The organism is Nocardia sp. NPDC004151, assembly GCF_042874235.1.
GTDB lineage: Bacteria > Actinomycetota > Actinomycetes > Mycobacteriales > Mycobacteriaceae > Nocardia.
The window spans coordinates 229,306-246,714 of the sequence record NZ_JBIAMR010000008.1 but is presented as its reverse complement, the minus strand read 5'-3'; the positions used below and the strand labels follow the sequence as shown (position 1 = coordinate 246,714).

Genomic DNA, 17,409 nt, shown 5'->3' with positions numbered 1-17,409 from the left:
GTAGGGCGGGGCGGCGCGAGGTGTTTCCGGACGAAAATGACTACCGTGGCGCCTGCCCCCATTCCCGGCGTCGCGGAAAGGATCACAATGTCCGGAAACCCGCACCACCTCTCGCTCGAACCGGCCGCCCAGGAGTTCGTGGACGCCACCTCCCAGCCGCCGTTCCTGTACCAGCTGCCCCCGGAGGAGGGTCGCAAAGCCGTTGACTCGGTGCAGGATTCGCCCATCTTCAAGCCCGAAATCGACGAGGAGTGGATCACCGTCGAGGGCGGTCCCACCGGGTCGGTGCGCGCCCGCATCGTCAAGCCCCAGGGCGTGACCGAGCCGCTGCCGGTCATCGTCTACACCCACGGCGCGGGCTGGGTCTTCGGTGACGCGCACACCCACGACCGGCTGGTGCGCGACCTCGCGGTCGGCACGCGGGCGGCCGTCGTGTTCCCCGAATACGATCGCTCGCCGGACGTGAAGTACCCGGTCGCCAACGAGCAGTCGTATCGAATCGCGCAGTGGGTCACCACCGATGGCGCGAGCAAGGGCCTCGACGCCACGCGGCTCGCCGTCGCCGGCGACTCGGTCGGCGGCAATATGGCCATCGCGCTGACCCTCATGGCCAGGGAGCGCGGCGACGTCACCTTCGCCCAGCAGGTGCTGTTCTACCCGGTCACCGACGCCAACTTCGACACCGGCTCCTACCGGCAGTTCGCCGAGGGCTACTTCCTGACCCTCGACGGCATGAAGTGGTTCTGGGACCAGTACACGACCAGCGCCGAGGACCGCGCCCGCATCGACGTCTCGCCGCTGCGCGCCACCGCCGACCAGCTCGCCGGACTGCCGCCCGCCCTCGTCATCACCGCCGAGGCCGACGTGCTCCGCGACGAGGGCGAGGCGTACGCCGCGAACCTGCGCGCCGCCGGCGTTCCCGTCACCCAGGTCCGCTACGGCGGCATCATCCACGACTTCGTCATGGTCAACGCCCTGCACGACACGCACGCCGCGAAAGCCGCTGTGGCCCAGGCCGTCGCGACATTGCGCGCGGCGCTGTACCCGGCCTGACCATCGACCCCAGCTCAGGAGCAAACCGTATGACCACAACCCCGACCGTCGTCCTGGTGCACGGAGCCTTCGCCGATTCCTCCAGCTGGAACGGCGTCATCGAAACCCTTGCCGCCGAGGGCATTCCGGTCCTCGCGGCAGCCAACCCCCTGCGCGGACTCACCTCCGACGCCGACTACATCGCCTCCGTCGTCGACAGCGTCGACGGCCCGGTGGTGCTGGCCGGTCACTCCTACGGCGGCAGCGTCATCAGCGTTGCCGCCCAAGGGAAGTCGCAGGTCACCGCGCTCGTCTACGTGGCGGCGTTCATTCCCGAGATCGGTGAGAGCGCACTGGAACTGACCGGCAAGTTCCCGGGCTCCACCCTCGGCCCGACCACCCGCCCCGCGACCTATCGCCGGGCCGACGGCAGCGAAGCCACCGAACTCTACATCCGCCGGGAAGAGTTCCCCCAGCAGTTCGCCGCCGACGTCCCCACCGCCGCCACCATGGCGGTGATCCAGCGCCCGGTCGCCGTCGCCGCCCTGGAGGAACCGGCCGCGGCCGCCGCCTGGCGAACCATCCCGGCCTTCGCCGTGCTCACCACCGCCGACAAGAACATCCCCGTCGAGGCCCAGCGCTTCATGGCCGAACGCGCCGGAGCCCACACCACCGAGGTCGACGCCTCCCACGCCGTCACCGTCTCCCGCCCCGACGCGGTCGCCGACCTCATCCTGCGCGCGGTCCGCCACAACCTCTGAGCCCCTTCCCGACACGAAGCGTGCCTACACTGGGCCCGGTGTCAGCGCCTACCTTGTTCGATGTTCCGGTCCTGCATCGGCTGCGGGACTGTGAGCGGGTTCTGATCGCCGGGGCCGGTGGGGGTTTCGACGTGCTCAGCGGGCTGCCGATCGCGCTGTCCCTGATCGAGCAGGGGCGCACGGTGTTCCTCGCGAATCTGACCTTCACCGCCGCGAAGCGCACCTCGGCGGTTGAGGTCGGACCGGGGGTTTTCGACGCGCGGCCGGATTCCGATGGGCCGCGGTCCTATTTCCCGGAGAAGCATCTCGCCGCGTGGTTGGCCGAGCGGGGGTATGGCGACCGGGTGTACCTGATCAAGAAGGGTGGGACGAAGGCGGTTCGGGCCGCCTATCGGTGGCTGGCGGACGAATTGGGCGTCGACGGGATCGTATTGGTCGATGGCGGGACCGATCTGCTGATGACCGGCGACGAGGCCGGGCTGGGGACGCCGGTCGAGGACATCACCAGTCTGCTGGCGGTGCAAGCGCTGGATGTGCCGGTGAAGACGGTGGCGTGTGTCGGATTCGGGGTGGACGCGCATCACGGACTGTGCCACGCGCATTTCCTCGAGAACGTGGCGGCGCTGGCCACAATGGGCGCCTATCACGGGGTTTTCGGTTTGACGCCGGGGATTCGGGCCGTGGACGAGTGGCTCGAGGCGGTGGCGTACGTGCAGGGGAACACGCCTGATCGGGAGAGCATCGTGTGTGCGTCGATCACCGATGCGGCGCGCGGGGAGTTCGGGGATCACCGGTCGGTGCCGCGGACTCGGAGCGGGGATTACGAGCTGTTCATCAACCCGCTCATGTCGATGGTGTGGGGGTTCGACCTGGACGCGGTCGCGGGACGGGTGTTGTACCGCAACGAGATCGAGGATGCGGCGACACCGTACGACGTCGCGGCCGCCATCGAGGCGTTTCGCGATCGGATCCCGCTACGGGCCAGGCGCGCGATTCCCGGCTGACGAAGCGGGGTCACGGCTGTAGTCGGTCCGGTTGGCTGTCCTTGCGGGCTCGCCGGGTGCGGAGCCAGCGGCGGGCTCGGAAAGCCAACCAGCCCAGGAAGATGAGCAGCAGCAGGATGGCGGCGAAGGCGAGGACGGGGACGGCCAGGGCCAGCACGGTCAGGAGCAGGGAGGTGCCGTCCTCGGCGGTGGAGACCACCGGGTTGCCCACGCCCGCAGTGGTTCCCGTGACGAAGGGGCGCGCCACCGTACGGCCCGCGTGGACGCTGCCCGCGGTGACCGCGCCCAGGATGGCGGCGACGGCGGGCGGGAGGTTGGAGGAGATGCTGGTCTCGGCGGTGAAGAGAATCGCGCCGGAGGCGGGCGCCACCAGGGTGCCGATGGCATGGAGGACCGAGTCGATGGCGGGGATCTTGTCGCCGATGAGGTCGAAGACCAGCAGCAGGGCGATCACGATCAACGCGGGGGTGGAGGAGAGCCAGCCGTAGGAGGAGCCGAGGTCGATCCAGCCCATGCGGTCGGCGGCGCCCACCACCAGCAGGGGAAGCCAGGCATTGAGTCCCGCCGCGCCCGACAATCCGAACGCGCCGAGGATCGCTCCGACGGCCGATGTGATCTCCATGGGACCAGTGTGCAGGCATCGGGGGGAGGCGGCCGGTATTTGGGAGCGGTTGCGGGACTGCGCGGTTCATTTGAACAGGGCGTTACGGTTTCCCCCAACCGGGCGGGATCGGGTGGCGGGGCGGGTGGTGCGGCGCGAGAATTTCGTCGTCGGCCCGGGGTGCGCGGTCGGGGAGAGAGGGACCGCCATGGCGGATCGGCGACACCTGGGTGGCGCGTTGGTCGGACGCGTGCGGGCGAAGGTGGCCGAGGACGGGCTGCTGTCGGTCCTGCGCGACATCGGGTTCGTCAGCCTCGGGAAGTACGGGCAGTTCCTGGTGACCGCGGTGACGGTGCCGCTCACCGCGCGGATGCTCGGGGTGAGCGGCGTCGGGCTGCTGGCCATCGGGATGTCGGCGTACTTTCTCGGATCGCTGGTCGTGGATCTCGGGATCAACACCTTCCTGGCCGCGCTGCTCGGGGATGAAGGACTCGATGAACTGCGGGGGAGTTACCTCGCGGTGCGGGCGGCCGGGCTCGGCGCGCTCGGGGTGGCGCTCGCGGCCGGACTGTCTGTCGGAGCCGGAGCGCACCTGCGGATGATCCTGCTCGGATTGTTCGTGGGCGGATTCCTGTCGATGTCCGAGGACTGGCTGCTGGTGGGGCAGGCCAGATTCGGGGCCTCGATGTCGTATCAGATCGCCGGGCGGGTGGTGTATCTCGCGCTGCTGGTCGGGGTGCTGCCGCGACTGCCGCACGCCGAGGTGGTGCTGGTGTGCCTGCTGGTGTCGTCCGCGGTCACGGTCGCGCTGACCTGGTGGGACGCGAACAAGCGGTTCGGGAAACCGGGGCGGCCGAGAAAGGTGGTGATGATCCTGCGCAAGGGCGCGCCCGTGCTCGCCTCACGGCTGCTGGTCACCAGTTACGGGCAGGGGACGGCCACCGTGTACTCGTCGGTGCTCGACGCCGCCTCGCTCGGGTTGTATTCGGCGGGCGACAAACTCGTGCGCGCCACCCAGTCGCTGCTGGATCCGATCGGGCTGGCGCTGCTGCCCCGGATGGCGCGCGAGCGCACCGAACCCGGCTTCTGGCGGCACGAGCTGCGCGCCCTGGCCGCCTGCGTGATCGTGGCGGCCGTTGCGGTGGCGGGGATCTGGATCGCCGCGCCGCTCGCGGTGCGGGTCATCTACGACGACGAGTTCCGCGCCGTGGTGCCGATGCTGCGGGTCGAGGTGTGCATCCTGGTTGCGACCGCCACCACCTCGTTCGTCACCACCGCGATCCTGCCCGTCCGCCAGGACACCGTCGGCATCATGATCGGCGCGGTGATCGGGACCGCGGTGGCGGCCACCGCCCTGCTGCTCACCCTGCGCACCCACTCGGTGTGGACGCTGGTGTGGGGCACGGTGGCCGCCGAATTCTGTGTCGCGGCCTGGTATCTCGCGCGCACCGGGCAACTGGCCGCGCGCGAGCGGCGTCAGCCGGCGCTACCGGCCAGCCACTGATCCCACGGCAGCGTCCAGTCGCCGTTCTGCCACACCTCGAGCTGCGCGCCGCCGGTATTGCGCACCTCCACCACATCACCGGGCTGCGCGAAGTTGAAGAACCACTGCGCGTTGTCGAGATTGAGGTTGAGGCAGCCGTGCGAGAGGTTGGTATTGCCCTGCGCCCACACCGTGGAGTCCAGCTGATGCAGGTAGATGCCGTCGGTGCTGATGCGGGTCGCCCAGCCGATGGTCTCCTTGTACCCGAGCCGCGAATTGATCGGCAGCCCGTAGGACGAGGAGTCCATGATCACCGGGTTGGCCTTGTCCATCACCGTGTAGGTGCCGGGCATGGTCCAGAACGTGAACGTCTTGCCCGCGACGGTCTCCGATCCGCCGCGCCCCATGGAGGTGGGCATGGTGCGGATCAGCTGACCGTTCTCGAACACCTGCACCTGTTTGGTGTTGTCGTCGGCGATGGACACGTGCGAGGGCCCGATCACGAAGCGCGACTTCGCGTCCTCCTGCCCGAACAGCCCGTTGCCGACCTCCACGCCATACAGGTTGGCCGCCACGTTCACCTTGGTGCCCGTCTTCCAGTACTCCTTGGGCCGCCAGTGCGCATTGCGGTTGTCCAGCCAGTACCAGGAGCCCTCCACCGGCGGATCGGTGGTGACGACCAGTCGCTTCTGCGCGGCCGCCCGGTCCGGGATGTCCTCGTCGAAGTGCGCGACGATGACCATGCCCACGCCGTAGCTGTTGCCGTCGACGATGGCCTGCCCGCCCGTGGTGTTGAAATACACCTTGGTCTGGTTCTTCGGGTTGATGGTGGTGAAGGTGGAGGTGACCGGTCCGATGGGGCCGGTCACATCGACACCGGAAGCCTTCAGCGTGTAGGTGCGGCCGTAGCCGAGCTGGTCGTTGGGCTTCCACGCGGTCTTGTCCGGCGTGTACGTGCCCTCGATGACCTTGCCATCGTCATTGGAGAGCACGACGTCGGTCAGCACGCCCCCGGTGGTGCTCACCTTCACCGGCGCCGACGGATCCACCTTGTCCGAGCCCGCCGCGGGCGACACCACGATGGACTGCTCGACCGGCGTGCGCGGACCGACCTTCCCGCTCGGGAGATTGGACGAGCAGGCCGCCAGCACCAGCGTGAGCGTGACCAATACGCTCGCTGCGGCGTTCGTCCGAAAACGGCGGGGTGGCATGGCTTCCCTCCTGTAATCGCCGTGCGCCGCATCGCTGCACAGCATCTTGTTACTGCCCAGCGTAGTAGATTACTCGCCGCTTTCGATCGTCCGTCACGAGGTCATCCCTGAGAAATGACACCGATGTGAGACCCGCGAGCGACACGCCGGTCGGCAGTGGTCATTTCAGCGCCTGTTCCTTGATAGCGAGTTGCTGTTGCCCCTTCTGGAAGGTCACCTCGCGAATTCCCAGTGCCTCGTGCAGCTTGCCCGCGGGCAACGTCACCGGTGTGGGCGCGGGCCCGTCGCCGGGTTTGGGCAGGGGATAGGCGGTGGTGGTGCCGCTGTAGAAGGTGACATTGCCCTCGGTCTTCGTGAACAGCTGGTGCACATGGCCGTTGAGACAAGTGACCGACGAGAACCGCCGCAGGTAGCTGAGCGCCTGCGTGGCATCGTCTGTGCCCCAGCCCCATTGGGGGTACATGGCGAACAGCGGGATGTGGCTGAACACGATGATCGGTGTGTCGCTGGACAACCCGGCCACATCCTTCCGGACGAAGTCGAGCTGATCCTGCCCGAGATGGCCGAGGTCCTTCAGATTGAGCGTATTGACCAACCCGATCACGTGGACGCCCGCGATGTCGAAGCTGTACCAGCCGTCGCCGCGCGTGCCGTTGCCGAAGACTGACCGGTATCGAGAGCCGCCGTCATCACTCGAATCATGTTCTCCCGGAACCGTGAACACGTGCGGCGTCGACAACCCGCCCATCATCTGCTTGACCTGATCGAACTGCTCCGCCGTCGCCAGGTGGGTCAGATCACCGGTGTGGATCACGAAATCGGGCTGATAGCCCAGCGAATTCACCTGCGAGATGGCCTCGGAGAAGGTGTCGGTGACACTGGTATTCGCGGTACCGGTGAACCCGATGTGGCTGTCGCTGACCTGTGCGAACCGCAGCGTCGGCCGGGCCGGGGCGGCCGACACGCTGCCCGCCACGTGCGACACCACCTCGCCGCCCACCACCGCCAGGCCCACCGCCGCGCCGAACCAGGCGCTGTGCCGCATGAGCTGGCGGCGGGTCATCCGCTGCGGATCGCGGGAGTCTTCCGCGTGGTCGTCGCCGGGGAGATCGGTGCTCACGGCGTCACCACCACGGTCGCGTGCATGAACGGATGGATCGAGCAGACGTAGGCGAAGGTGCCCGGCCTGGGAAAAGCGAACGTGTAGGTCGCGCCCGTCCCCAGCGTCGGCGAGCGGAAGCTTCCGTCGTTCGCCACGACGGTGTGCGGCTCCTCGTCCTTGTTGGTCCAGGTCACGGTGGTCCCGGCCGTGACGGTCAGCGAGCTGGGACCGAACGCGAAATTGTCGATGGTGACGGCATCGGGCCCGGCCGGCGCCCCGGGCGGCCCGGCGGCGGAGGTGCCCGCCGCCGAGGTCATCCCGGGCATGGCCGGGCCCCCGCCGTCCGGCACCATGCCGGGCGTGGCGGTGCCGGAAGCGAAGGTGAATCCGGGCGCGGCCGGATCCGCGGCTTTTCCGCCGCCGGTGGAGCCGCACGCGCTCACCGTGAGCAGGGCCGCCGCGGCGACCCCGACGGCGACGGTTACGCGTCGCGGGGTACAGGTGGGTCTCATGAATCCGGTCCTCCGTCCGGGATGGGTCCGTTCGCTGTCGCGAACCGGTCATCCATGGATAGGGGAGCGAGTTACACGGGAACCTTTGCGCCCGAACACCATTGATCCCTAGGCGGGCTCGGTGGGCGCGAACACCTCGATGGTGCCGTTGTTCTCGCGCACCTGGACCAGCGGCAGCGGCGCGGGCGCCACCGGCAGCTGATGGGTGACCACCTGACCCTCGATCGAGAACGACGTCGAATGGCAGGGGCAGCGTAGCCGTTCGGCCGGGGCGTCCAGCCACAGCTTGCAGCCCTGATGGGTGCACACGCCCGACACCGCGACCGGATTCCCCTTGTCGCGGCGCACGAATCCGTTCACCGTCCCCACGTCGAAGGCGACCGTCGCGCCCTCCGGCAGATCCGCGGACCGCGCGATCGGCAGCCACGCACCGGAATTGGGCGACAGCGGCGTCTGCCGCGCGGCGGGTGGTGAACCCTCCTGACCGTGCCCGAGCAGGGTGCGATCCACGACCGCGCCGACCGTGGCGGCGGCCGCGGCGGCGGAGGTCCCGATCAGCAGATTGCGGCGACGATGCCCGGTGGGCGCCGCCGATTCCGGCTCCGGCTCCGCCATCTCGGCGGCCAGCCGCCGATGCAGGCCGCTCAGGAACTCCTCGCTGGGCGCGTCACTGCCCAGCCGGGCGGCGCGCAGCTCGATGGCCGTGCGCATCTCCTCGGCCTCGGCCTCGTCGGGGGTGAACCCCGTGGACCGCTTGCCCGCCAGTAGTTCGTCGACGAACCGCCGCACATCCCGCCCGCTCACCGCACACCTCGCTCAGTCAACTGGGCCGCCATCTGCACCGCCCGATGCTGCAACACCTTCGCATTCGCCACCGTCACCCCGAGGGTCTGCGCCGATTCCCGGATCGAGAGACCTTGCAGGAAACGCAGTTCCAGGATCCGGCGGTAGCGATCCGGGAGTTCGGACAACACCGCCTTCGCGCGCGCCTCGGCGCCCGAGTCGTGGAACTCCTCCGGCGGATCGTCGGCGATGTCGCCGTCGATGGTGGTGATCTCCCGGCCCATGCGGGCCTTCCAATGCGCGGCCAGCACGGTGCGGGCGGTGGCCCGCAGGTAGGCGCGCACCTCGGGGACGCTGGCCGTCATGCGCAGCGGTTTCAATGCCGCGGTGAACACCTCGGCGGTCAGATCCTCGGCATCGGGCCGGTTGCCGACCTTGCCGAACATCAACGCGTACACCCAGGTGGCGTTGTCGCGGTACACCGCTTCCCAGCCCGGGTAGCTGTCACCGGACACCAGCCGCAACTCCCGACCCGAGCCGGAAGGCGCGTCCGGCCGCGTCCGGCGCTCGGACTCGACCCGTCGCACCATGAACCGCCGCTTCCCGCATCCATCGAAGAACTCGACGCGTGTTCACGTCTGTCAGTAGATAGCGGGCGGGGTTACAGCGCGGCCGTTTCGACCGCATCGGGCACGATCGGTCCCGGACCGTGCCCTAGCGGGCGGGCCGCAGCAGCTCGCCCAGCACCAGCCCGCGGACGGTCTTCGCGGCCACGACCAGCCAGGCGGCGACCAGCAGCGCGTAGAGGGCCACGGCGATGACCGCGAACAGATTCGCGCCGGTGTGGCCGTAGAGGGCGGTGCTGCCGGTGACACAACAGCCGAGCGGGAAGGTGAAGCCCCACCAGGTCAGGTTGAACGGCATCGAGGCGCGGGCGTGCCAGGTGACCGCGACCGCCAGGGCCAGCCACAGCATGGCGAATCCCCAGGTGGGAACGCCGAACAGCACGGTGAAGACATCCATGCCGGCGGCGGTGCGCTGATCCACCACGCCGGGGGCGACACCGGCCAGCGCGCTCGCGGCGGTCACCGACTGGCCCAGCGGGCCCAGCACCAGCCACACGGTCGCGACCATGCCGGCGGGTGGCAGCCCGTGATGCAGCAGCCGCGACCAGACCAGGGTGATGGTGACCAGCGAGGCGATCAGGCTCAGGCCGAACATGGCCAGGCACGCCACGAACATGGTCAGCCGGGCCTGCCCGGAGGGAGTGTGCGGCACCAGCAGCGCGCCCAGCGCCGCCGACACCATGGGCGGCACCACCGGCATGAGCCAGCCGCCGAACGCCGAATCGGGATCGAAGTGGTGCCGGGTGATCATCCGATAGGGGATGCTCGCCGCGGTCAGCAGTCCGAGAACGGTTCCCGCCGACCACAACACCCAGTCGACGGTCACGGCGGCGGACAACCCGATGACGTCCTTGCCCAGCATCAGGGTGCCCGCGCCGACGGTCATCAACGCCATGGGCGCGGCGCCGTAGAACTGCATCATCACCGGATGCATCCCGTGCCCGCGGGCCTCCTCGGGATAGCGCCGCCAGTGCAGCGCCCACGCCCCGGCCAGGATGATCAGGATCAGCGCGGCCAGCGCCCACGCGAGAGTCGCGGCGCCCCGCAATCCGGGGAACTGCACCGGCAGGGTCGCCGCCGCGTTCCCGATGATCCCGGTCCCCATCACCACGGCGAACCAGTTCGGCGCCAGGTACCGCAGCGGCTCCCTGCCACCCGAACGTTCCGCGGTCGCCGTGCCCACGCGGGCGGTGGTCGCGGTGGGAACGGTTCGGCGGAAGGTCACTGTGGTCATGCCTCAACCTTGGCCCGACCGCACTTCCGCCGGTAGCGGCCGCATTCCGATGGATGCATAGACTCGGTCTATGCCCTGGTTCAGTGAACCGATGGGGCCGCCTTGCGCAGGACCTCCAGGAACGCGCGCATCCACCGCGGATGGTCGGGCCAGGCGCGGCCGGTGACCAGATTGCCGTCGACGTGATCCGGGCTGTCGACCCAGCGGGCGCCCGCGGCGGCGATATCCGGTTCCAGGGCCGGGTAGGCGCTCGACGAGCGATCGCGCAGCACCCCGGCCGCGGCGAGGATGAGCGGGCCGTGGCACAGGGCGGCGATCGGCTTGTCGGCCTGGGCGAAGTGCTGGACGATGCGGCGGCAGTCCGGATCGCCGCGCAGATACTCGGGCGCGCGGCCGCCGGGCACCACCAGGGCGGCGTACTCGGCCGGATCGACCTCGCCGAACGCCAGATCGGCGGGCCAGGTGCGACCGGGCTTCTCGGTGTAGGTGTCGAAGCCCGCGGTGAAATCGTGGACCACGAACTGGAGTTGTTTGCGTGCGGGAGCCGCGATGTCGACCTCGTACCCCTCCTCCAGCAGCCGCTGGTACGGGTACATGACTTCGAGGTCTTCGGCGGCATCGCCGGTGATCAAGAGCACTTTCGTCATGGCGCACCTCCCAGTCGATGGTATCGGGATCGGCTGCGCGGCTACGGGTTTTCGGTTCAGCGGAGGGTTCTCGATTCAGCCGACGACCCGGGCGCGCCGGTCGTTCGGCACCGGCCGCAGGTGGCGCACCACCGCCAGGTCGGCAGGCTCGGCGTGGAGGGTGTCGTAGCGGTCGAACACCGCGGCCAGTTCCGGTGACCAGCGGGCGAATTCGGCGCGGATCGGGCCCTCGGTCTCCAGCTGGCAGACCACGCCCAGGGCGGTGAGGAAGCAACGCGCGAAGGGGGTGAAGTAGGCGGGCATGTCCAGTTGGCGGTGGACGTTCGAGAGCCGGGGCGCCAGGACCGAGCGGACGTGGCCGCGCAGCCAGGCGGTGGTGAGGCGGAAGGTGGGCACGGTGAGCGGCTCGCCGACGGCGTCCAACCCCTCGGCGAGCGCGGCGACGTCGTAGTCGCGGCCGGGGCGGACGAAGCCGTGGCGGCGGACCGCCGCGTCCAGTTCCGGGATGCCGCCGTTGAACGCGGCGTCCATCACCTCGCCGACCAGTTCCTCGAATCCCGGGGGCGGCCAGGGCGTGCAGGCCCCGAAATCCACCACGCCCAGCCGCCCGTCCGGGAGGATCCGGAAATTTCCCGGGTGCGGATCGCAGTACAGCAGGCCGGTACGGGTCCACGCCGAGAGCAGGAAGCGGATGATCAGCATGCCGACCCGGCTGCGCTCGGCGGGCGTGCCCGACTCGATGATCCGCGAAACCGGTGTGCCGGTGAGCCATTCGGTGACGATCACATCGCCCTGCTGGACGATCACGTCCGGGATGGCGAAGTCCGGGTCGCCCATGTAGGCCTGCGCGAAGCGGCGCTGATGGTCGGCCTCGGCGACGTAGTCGAGTTCGTCGGCGACGCAGGTGCAGATGGCCTCGGTCACCGCGGGCACGTCCGCCCCGGGCGCGAACACCGTCGCCAGCACCGAGAGTCGGCGCAGCTGTTCGAGATCGGCGAGCACCGCCGCGTGCGCGCCCGGATACATGACCTTCACCGCCACCGGGCGGCCGTCGTTCCACACCGCGCGATGCACCTGCCCGATCGAGGCGGCCGCCGCCCGGCGGTCGTCGAATTCGATGAACCGCGAACGCCACTGCTCGCCCAGGCCCGCGATCATCGCCTCGTGCACGGTGGCGGGCAGCATGGTGGGCACCGATTCCTGCAGCTGGGTCAGCGCGGTCCGGTAGGGCGAGGCGATCTCGGCGGGCAGGGCCAGCTCGTAGAGCGAGAGCAGCTGGCCGAGTTTGGTTGCGCAGCCCTTCAATTCGCCCAGCACTTCGAAGATGTGCTGGGCGGTGCGCAGCCGGATCTCGGAATCCACCTCGGCGGCCGAGCGGCCCAGAGCGCGCTTGCCGACGCCGGCGGCCTGGCGGCCCGCGAATGCGACCGGGAGACTGGCGATCCGGGCATTGCGGACGGCAGCGCGAATCGGCGGGCCGCCGGGGTCGCCCGCTGTCCGTTCCCGGATTCGCCGAATCGACATTGCTCACCCCATTGTGTGCGCGGCAGGGCCATCGTGTGCGCGGCAGCGTCAGGGTCTGCGGAATAGCCCATGCACGTGCAGTTTGGCACACCAGAGCCTAAACTGTCTGGGACGTATCCGAAAGTTGTCGAAAGGTGACGGGATGGGTGCCCAGACGGTCGTGGCCGATGTCGCCGACGAGCTCGCTCGCCGCGTCGCGACCGGGGAATACGCACCCGGTGACCTGATGCCGTCGGTTCGTCAGGTCGCCGAGGAATTCGAGATGAACCGGGCCACGGCGCAATTGGTGCTGGGCCGGTTGGAGTCCTACGGTTTCGTCGACGCCCACCGCGGCCGCGGGTTCAGCGTGCGCGACGTGCGCCGCGCCGGCGGGGTGGACGTGTACCGGCGGCTGTTCCGGCTCTGCCTGCACGCGCCCGAGGTCGCCTCGGAGATGTTCGGCAATATCGTGGCCGCCGAACGCGCCATCGTGCTCGACGCCCTGCTCGACTACACCGCCGCCGAGCGTGGCATCGCCCCCGCCGAACTGGCCGCCCGGGTCGACGCGCTCGAAACCGAGGCCCGCGGCGCGGAACCCAACCAGGCCCGCCTGCTCGATATCGAGCTCGGTCTGGTGCGCGCGATTCTCACCGACCTGGGCCACACCATGCAGCGCGCGGTGCTGAACTCGGTGGGGGAGATGCTGTTCGAGGTACCCGAAGCGGTCGAAGCGTACTTCGCGGTCTCCGCCGATCTGCACGTCCTGGTGTGGCGTGCCCTGCTCGCGGTCTGGGAAACCGAGGGCGGGCCCTCACCGGCGCAATTGGCGCTGTTCGAGGACCTGTTCGCGATCTATCACGAAAAGGTGCGGGCCCGCTTCGAGGAATCGGTGGGGCTGGACCCGGATTCGGGGACCCGCCCGCACAGCGCGACGGCGTAGGCGTCGCGCTGCGTCGGACTCACGAAACGGGCCGGGATCTCGGGCAACTCGGGAAGATGTCTCAGACGATCAGCCTCCGGCGAGCATGGCCGCCGCCACGAGTGCGCTGATAATGGCTAGCGCCAGCACCGCGAGGATCACCCGGGCGCTCTTGGTGGGTGGTTCGGCGGGCGGTTGGTCGGCCATGCGTTCATCTCCCTCGTCGGTAACGGGTCGTGCGCGGCTATCGTATTCCGGCGGCTCCCAAGATGTTTGGTGTCCCCCGGGTTCCGGCATAAACACTGCCATTTCCCCGGCCACGCCGGGGAAACCGGGGCGGCCGAATACGAAACGCACGACCCGCTGACCTACGGTCGGCCGGGCACCCGCGGCGCCCGACTGTACCGGTCAGTAACGACCGAACAACACCGCCGCATTGTGCCCGCCGAATCCGAACGAATTGTTCAGCGCGAACTCCACTCCGGTCTTGCGCGGCTGCGTGTGCACCACATCCAGCTCCACGTCCGGATCCTGATTCTCCAGGTTCAGCGTCGGCGGAATCACCTGATCACGCAGCGTGAGCACCGAGATGATCGCCTCCAGCGCGCCGACCGCGCCCACCGAATGCCCCAGCGCCGACTTCGGTGCGTACACCGACGGATGCGTGCCCACCGCGGCGGCGATCCCCTTGGCCTCGGCCAGATCCCCGATGCTGGTTCCGGTGGCGTGCGCGTTCACGTGATCCACTTCCTCGGGCCGCACGCCCGCGGATTCGATGGCCCGCCGCATGGCTCGCGCGCAGCCCGCGCCCTCGGGATCCGGGGCGACCATGTGATAGCCGTCGGCGGTGAGACCGGCGCCCAGCAAGCGGGCCAACGGCTTCGCGCCGCGCGCCCGCGCGTGGTCCTCGGATTCGACCAGCAGCAGCGCGGCCGCCTCACCGAACACGAAGCCGTCACGGTCCCGGTCGAAGGGGCGGGAGGCCCGTTCGGGTTCGTCGAGCCGGGTGCTCAGGGCGCGCGCCATCGAGAATCCGGCGATGGCGACCGGATTGATGTAGCCCTCGACGCCGCCCGCGACCACCATGTCGGCCTCGCCGAGCACGATCGAACGCCAGGCGTGCACCAGCGCCTCGTTGCCGGACGCGCAGGCCGAGACCGGGGTGACCAGGCTCGCGCGCGCCCCGATCTCCAGGCCGACCACGCCGGAGACGCCATTGGGCATGGACATCGGCACCGCGAACGGCGAGACCTTGCGGTAGCCGTGGTCGCGCATGGCGTCATTGGCGTCCACGATGGTGTCCGCGCCGCCGAGCCCGGTGCCGATGCACACGCCCAGGCGGTCCTTGTCGACGTCGGGGTTGCCCGCCGTGTTCCACAGGCGTTTTCCCATCACGTACGACATTTGCTGCACGTAACACATGCGGCGCTTCTTGACCCGATCGAGTTCGCCGGTCGGATCAGCCGCGAGTTTGCCACCGATGGTTACCGGCAGGTTCAGCTTGGTGATCTCCGGGTCGTCGAGGGTGCTGATGCCACTGGCTCCGGACAAAAGTCCCTGCCAGGTGCCCTCGGTGTCGGGGGCGATCGAGGTCGTCATCTCCACGGCGGTGACCACGACATTTCGGAATCCGCCATTCCGGGTGGAGAATTCTGCGAGGCTATTCACTTTTCGCGTGTCCTTTTCGGCCAATTGGCAAGTCCTGCAGAGAATTCGCGAGCGCCTGCGAGGTTAACCCGAGAATCGCCGGAGTGTGGCACCGACACTCGGGACCGGTAAGTAACCTGCGTGGCCTCCGATGGAAATGCGACCGACCGGATTTGGGCGGGATTTCCGGCCGCCGGCTCGACTGTCGCGGTCCGGCGGCTCCGGGTACATTGTCTCAGACGGAGATTCGCTGCAAGGAGACCGATCGCATGACCGAGGCCCCGCACCGGCCCACCGTGACCAGCCCGCCCGTGATCGCCCGCCGCTGGACCATCCACGACATCCCCGACCAGACCGGCCGCACCGCCGTGATCACTGGCGCCAATAGCGGACTCGGCCTGCGCACCGCCGAAGCCCTGGCCGCCAAGGGCGCGCATGTCCTGCTGGCCTGCCGCAACGAGATCAAGGCCGCGGTCGCCTTGGAACAGGTCGGGGCCGCCGCCACCGGACCGAAACCCGAAGTGCTGCCACTGGATCTGGCCGATCTGGCCTCCATCCGCCGCGCCGCCGACCACCTCGACGTCCGCGGTACGCCGATCGACATCCTGGTCAACAATGCGGGAGTCATGGCCCTGCCGCGCGATCAGCGCACCGCCGACGGGTTCGACGCCCAGTTCGGCACCAATCACCTGGGCCACTACGCGCTGACCGGATCCTTGCTGCCGTTGCTGCTGCGCGCCCCCGAACCACGAGTGGTGACCGTGTCGTCCATCGCGGCGTGGGGCGGGGTGATCAACTGGCTGGATCCGAACTGGCGGCGGGTGTACGTGCGCTGGCTGGCCTACAGTCAATCGAAACTCGCCAATCTCCTGTTCACCGCGGAACTGCACCACCGGGCCGGGGCGGCGGGGGTGAATCTGACCGCGGTGGCGGCGCATCCGGGTCTGTCGGCGACCAATCTCTACACGTCCGCGCCGGAAAGGGGTGCGGCGGCGGCCCTCGCGGCGGTGCAGCAGCGAATGCTGTTCTCGCTGGCCCAATCCGACGCGAAGGGCGCGCTGCCGCAGCTCTATGCCGCCACCACGCCCGGGCTGGCCGGAAACTCGTACTGCGGGCCCGCGTTCGAAACGTTCGGGTATCCGCGCCGGACGCTGCGGAATCCGCTCGCCCACAGCCGTTTCCAGGCGCGACGGCTCTGGGAGCTGAGCGAGAAGCTGACCGGCGTCGCATACGCCTGGTCCTGATCGTCACGTGCTCTCGGTGAGCGTAAGGCTCGGCAGCGGAACGGTTCCCGCCTCCTCGGTGGTGTCGAGCCGACCCTGGGGTGTGGCTCGCTTGCCAGTGGGGAGCGCGGCGACGAAGGCCCGCACCGCCGACGGGTCTGGTCCTCACCAGCCCTCTGGCCCCGGATCCGTCCGGGTCCGCGCCATCGCGAAACACTGTGTCGAAGAACGGAATTGGCAACCGCTCACCGACGGCGCAGGAGCATTCCCCGGATGTAGGCGGCCTGGCCCGCGTGCTGGATGTCGTCGTCGATGACGCTGATGAGGCGGACGCCGAGGGTGACCGGGGGATCCCAGCGGGTATCGACGACGCGGGGGAGATCGGCGTCGGTGAGAGTGGAGACGTAGGTGATGGTGGCGGCGTGGACGGCGTCGTAGTAGGCGAGCAGGAGGTCGGCGGGGACGGCGGCGAGGGCGGCGACGTCGGCGGGGCGCTGGGCGTAGCCGGTGGCGGTGTCGTCGAAGGGAAGGTCGAAGCGGGTGGACCAGCCGCCGGCGGTCCAGAGCTGGTCGGTGCCGGCGACGTCGGCGATGTGGTCGTCCTGGACGCGGGTGAGGTGCCAGATCAGCCAGGCGACGGAGTTGGCGTCGCCGTCGGGCTGGATGCCGAGCTCGGCCTGGGTGAGGTCGGCGACGGCGCCGTGGACGTTCTCCTTGATCCGGCCGAAGGCGTCCACCAGCAGGTCAGCGCTTGTCATGGTGCGATCCGATCGTCGAGGGACGGAGGATGTTCCGGGCTTGCTACAGGCTGAAGGCGATCGCGCGCAGCACCAGCACGGCGATGAAGACGACCGTGAAGGCCAGGTCGATCTGGACGCCGCCGAGACGAATCGGCTTGAGGACCCGGCGGACCGGGGCGATCACCGGCTCGGTCAGGCGGTGCACGACATCACGGGCCTTGCGCAGCGCGGGCGGGGTGTCGCCGAGGACGCCGATCCAGTCGATGATCAGGCGGGCGATCAGCAGCAGCATGAACAGCGTCAGGGCGAGCCCGATCAGTGAACCCAGTAATGACATGGCGGACTCCTTCTTCGTGGCCGGCCTTACGTCGATCAACGCCC

At 69.2% G+C, this 17,409-nt stretch carries 18 protein-coding genes; 6 read left to right on the top strand and 12 right to left on the bottom strand.

Annotated elements, in window-relative coordinates; translation table 11 throughout:
* Positions 1 to 87: 87 nt before the first annotated feature.
* The 3 genes from ACFYTS_RS20215 to ACFYTS_RS20205 are packed head-to-tail and all read left to right on the top strand — an operon-like array spanning position 88 to position 2,797.
* Complete coding sequence (locus ACFYTS_RS20215; RefSeq protein WP_387306262.1) at positions 88 to 1,053, top strand: alpha/beta hydrolase; 966 nt, start codon at positions 88 to 90, stop codon at positions 1,051 to 1,053.
* Between the two features lie 29 nt (positions 1,054 to 1,082).
* The gene (locus ACFYTS_RS20210) at positions 1,083 to 1,793 is read left to right on the top strand and encodes an alpha/beta hydrolase (RefSeq protein ID WP_357282948.1); all 711 of its coding nucleotides are present in this window, start codon (positions 1,083 to 1,085) and stop codon (positions 1,791 to 1,793) included.
* 38 nt (positions 1,794 to 1,831) lie between these two features.
* Positions 1,832 to 2,797, top strand: a complete 966-nt coding sequence (locus ACFYTS_RS20205) for a DUF1152 domain-containing protein (protein WP_387306260.1) — start codon at positions 1,832 to 1,834, stop codon at positions 2,795 to 2,797.
* A gap of 10 nt (positions 2,798 to 2,807) precedes the next feature.
* Here the strand turns inward: ACFYTS_RS20205 and ACFYTS_RS20200 are convergent, their stop codons facing one another.
* Positions 2,808 to 3,419: a DUF4126 domain-containing protein gene (locus tag ACFYTS_RS20200; protein ID WP_357282950.1), complete on the bottom strand. Its 612-nt coding sequence runs from the start codon at positions 3,417 to 3,419 to the stop codon at positions 2,808 to 2,810.
* Positions 3,420 to 3,606: 187 nt separating this feature from the next.
* On the opposite strand from ACFYTS_RS20200, the gene ACFYTS_RS20195 reads away from it, so the two are divergent.
* Positions 3,607 to 4,902, top strand: coding sequence for a lipopolysaccharide biosynthesis protein (locus ACFYTS_RS20195; RefSeq protein WP_387306258.1), 1,296 nt, complete (start codon positions 3,607 to 3,609; stop codon positions 4,900 to 4,902).
* Here the strand turns inward: ACFYTS_RS20195 and ACFYTS_RS20190 are convergent.
* The 8 genes from ACFYTS_RS20190 to ACFYTS_RS20155 form a co-directional block, all read right to left on the bottom strand.
* Entirely contained in the window at positions 4,875 to 6,092 is a 1,218-nt protein-coding gene (locus ACFYTS_RS20190; protein ID WP_357282953.1) for an Ig-like domain-containing protein, read from the bottom strand. The two genes, ACFYTS_RS20195 and ACFYTS_RS20190, sit on opposite strands and share 28 nt — an antisense overlap.
* A 160-nt stretch (positions 6,093 to 6,252) precedes the next feature.
* Entirely contained in the window at positions 6,253 to 7,155 is a 903-nt protein-coding gene (locus tag ACFYTS_RS20185) for a metallophosphoesterase family protein (RefSeq protein ID WP_387306435.1), read from the bottom strand.
* 53 nt (positions 7,156 to 7,208) lie between these two features.
* Positions 7,209 to 7,706: a cupredoxin family copper-binding protein gene (locus ACFYTS_RS20180; protein ID WP_387306256.1), complete on the bottom strand. Its 498-nt coding sequence runs from the start codon at positions 7,704 to 7,706 to the stop codon at positions 7,209 to 7,211.
* Positions 7,707 to 7,814: 108 nt separating this feature from the next.
* The gene (locus ACFYTS_RS20175) at positions 7,815 to 8,510 is read right to left on the bottom strand and encodes a Rieske 2Fe-2S domain-containing protein (protein WP_357282957.1); all 696 of its coding nucleotides are present in this window, start codon (positions 8,508 to 8,510) and stop codon (positions 7,815 to 7,817) included.
* Entirely contained in the window at positions 8,507 to 9,079 is a 573-nt protein-coding gene (locus tag ACFYTS_RS20170; protein ID WP_387306254.1) for an RNA polymerase sigma factor, read from the bottom strand. Before ACFYTS_RS20170 ends, ACFYTS_RS20175 begins: the two co-directional genes overlap by 4 nt.
* 124 nt (positions 9,080 to 9,203) lie before the next feature.
* On the bottom strand, positions 9,204 to 10,349 hold the full coding sequence (locus ACFYTS_RS20165) for a TDT family transporter (RefSeq protein ID WP_387306252.1): 1,146 nt from the start codon (positions 10,347 to 10,349) through the stop codon (positions 9,204 to 9,206).
* Between the two features lie 80 nt (positions 10,350 to 10,429).
* Complete coding sequence (locus ACFYTS_RS20160) at positions 10,430 to 10,996, bottom strand: DJ-1/PfpI family protein (protein WP_357282961.1); 567 nt, start codon at positions 10,994 to 10,996, stop codon at positions 10,430 to 10,432.
* A gap of 75 nt (positions 10,997 to 11,071) precedes the next feature.
* The gene (locus ACFYTS_RS20155) at positions 11,072 to 12,520 is read right to left on the bottom strand and encodes an ABC1 kinase family protein (protein WP_387306250.1); all 1,449 of its coding nucleotides are present in this window, start codon (positions 12,518 to 12,520) and stop codon (positions 11,072 to 11,074) included.
* A gap of 142 nt (positions 12,521 to 12,662) precedes the next feature.
* On the opposite strand from ACFYTS_RS20155, the gene ACFYTS_RS20150 reads away from it, so the two are divergent.
* A complete protein-coding gene (locus tag ACFYTS_RS20150; protein ID WP_387306248.1) occupies positions 12,663 to 13,439 on the top strand; it encodes a GntR family transcriptional regulator in 777 nt (258 codons plus the stop codon).
* Positions 13,440 to 13,826: 387 nt separating this feature from the next.
* Here the strand turns inward: ACFYTS_RS20150 and ACFYTS_RS20145 are convergent, their stop codons facing one another.
* Positions 13,827 to 15,086 (bottom strand): KasA/KasB family beta-ketoacyl-ACP synthase, encoded by a 1,260-nt coding sequence (locus ACFYTS_RS20145; RefSeq protein ID WP_387306246.1) that lies wholly within the window; start codon positions 15,084 to 15,086, stop codon positions 13,827 to 13,829.
* 248 nt (positions 15,087 to 15,334) lie between these two features.
* Between ACFYTS_RS20145 and ACFYTS_RS20140 the strand changes: the two genes are divergently transcribed.
* Entirely contained in the window at positions 15,335 to 16,309 is a 975-nt protein-coding gene (locus ACFYTS_RS20140) for an oxidoreductase (protein ID WP_387306245.1), read from the top strand.
* Positions 16,310 to 16,533: 224 nt separating this feature from the next.
* Here ACFYTS_RS20140 and ACFYTS_RS20135 read toward each other — a convergent pair whose 3' ends face one another.
* Complete coding sequence (locus tag ACFYTS_RS20135; RefSeq protein ID WP_357282968.1) at positions 16,534 to 17,046, bottom strand: DinB family protein; 513 nt, start codon at positions 17,044 to 17,046, stop codon at positions 16,534 to 16,536.
* 43 nt (positions 17,047 to 17,089) lie between these two features.
* Positions 17,090 to 17,365, bottom strand: a complete 276-nt coding sequence (locus ACFYTS_RS20130; RefSeq protein ID WP_387306243.1) for a YggT family protein — start codon at positions 17,363 to 17,365, stop codon at positions 17,090 to 17,092.
* Positions 17,366 to 17,409: the final 44 nt, after the last annotated feature.

Coding starts and splice junctions, on each gene's coding strand:
- ACFYTS_RS20170 (WP_387306254.1), bottom strand. CDS start 9,079: ATGGTGCGACGGGTCGAGTCCGAGCGCCGGACGCGGCCGGACGCGCCT.
- ACFYTS_RS20195 (WP_387306258.1), top strand. CDS start 3,607: ATGGCGGATCGGCGACACCTGGGTGGCGCGTTGGTCGGACGCGTGCGG.
- ACFYTS_RS20160 (WP_357282961.1), bottom strand. CDS start 10,996: ATGACGAAAGTGCTCTTGATCACCGGCGATGCCGCCGAAGACCTCGAA.
- ACFYTS_RS20185 (WP_387306435.1), bottom strand. CDS start 7,155: ATGACCCGCCGCCAGCTCATGCGGCACAGCGCCTGGTTCGGCGCGGCG.
- ACFYTS_RS20140 (WP_387306245.1), top strand. CDS start 15,335: ATGACCGAGGCCCCGCACCGGCCCACCGTGACCAGCCCGCCCGTGATC.
- ACFYTS_RS20215 (WP_387306262.1), top strand. CDS start 88: ATGTCCGGAAACCCGCACCACCTCTCGCTCGAACCGGCCGCCCAGGAG.
- ACFYTS_RS20150 (WP_387306248.1), top strand. CDS start 12,663: ATGGGTGCCCAGACGGTCGTGGCCGATGTCGCCGACGAGCTCGCTCGC.
- ACFYTS_RS20165 (WP_387306252.1), bottom strand. CDS start 10,349: ATGACCACAGTGACCTTCCGCCGAACCGTTCCCACCGCGACCACCGCC.
- ACFYTS_RS20210 (WP_357282948.1), top strand. CDS start 1,083: ATGACCACAACCCCGACCGTCGTCCTGGTGCACGGAGCCTTCGCCGAT.
- ACFYTS_RS20130 (WP_387306243.1), bottom strand. CDS start 17,365: ATGTCATTACTGGGTTCACTGATCGGGCTCGCCCTGACGCTGTTCATG.
- ACFYTS_RS20155 (WP_387306250.1), bottom strand. CDS start 12,520: ATGTCGATTCGGCGAATCCGGGAACGGACAGCGGGCGACCCCGGCGGC.
- ACFYTS_RS20135 (WP_357282968.1), bottom strand. CDS start 17,046: ATGACAAGCGCTGACCTGCTGGTGGACGCCTTCGGCCGGATCAAGGAG.
- ACFYTS_RS20190 (WP_357282953.1), bottom strand. CDS start 6,092: ATGCCACCCCGCCGTTTTCGGACGAACGCCGCAGCGAGCGTATTGGTC.
- ACFYTS_RS20200 (WP_357282950.1), bottom strand. CDS start 3,419: ATGGAGATCACATCGGCCGTCGGAGCGATCCTCGGCGCGTTCGGATTG.
- ACFYTS_RS20180 (WP_387306256.1), bottom strand. CDS start 7,706: ATGAGACCCACCTGTACCCCGCGACGCGTAACCGTCGCCGTCGGGGTC.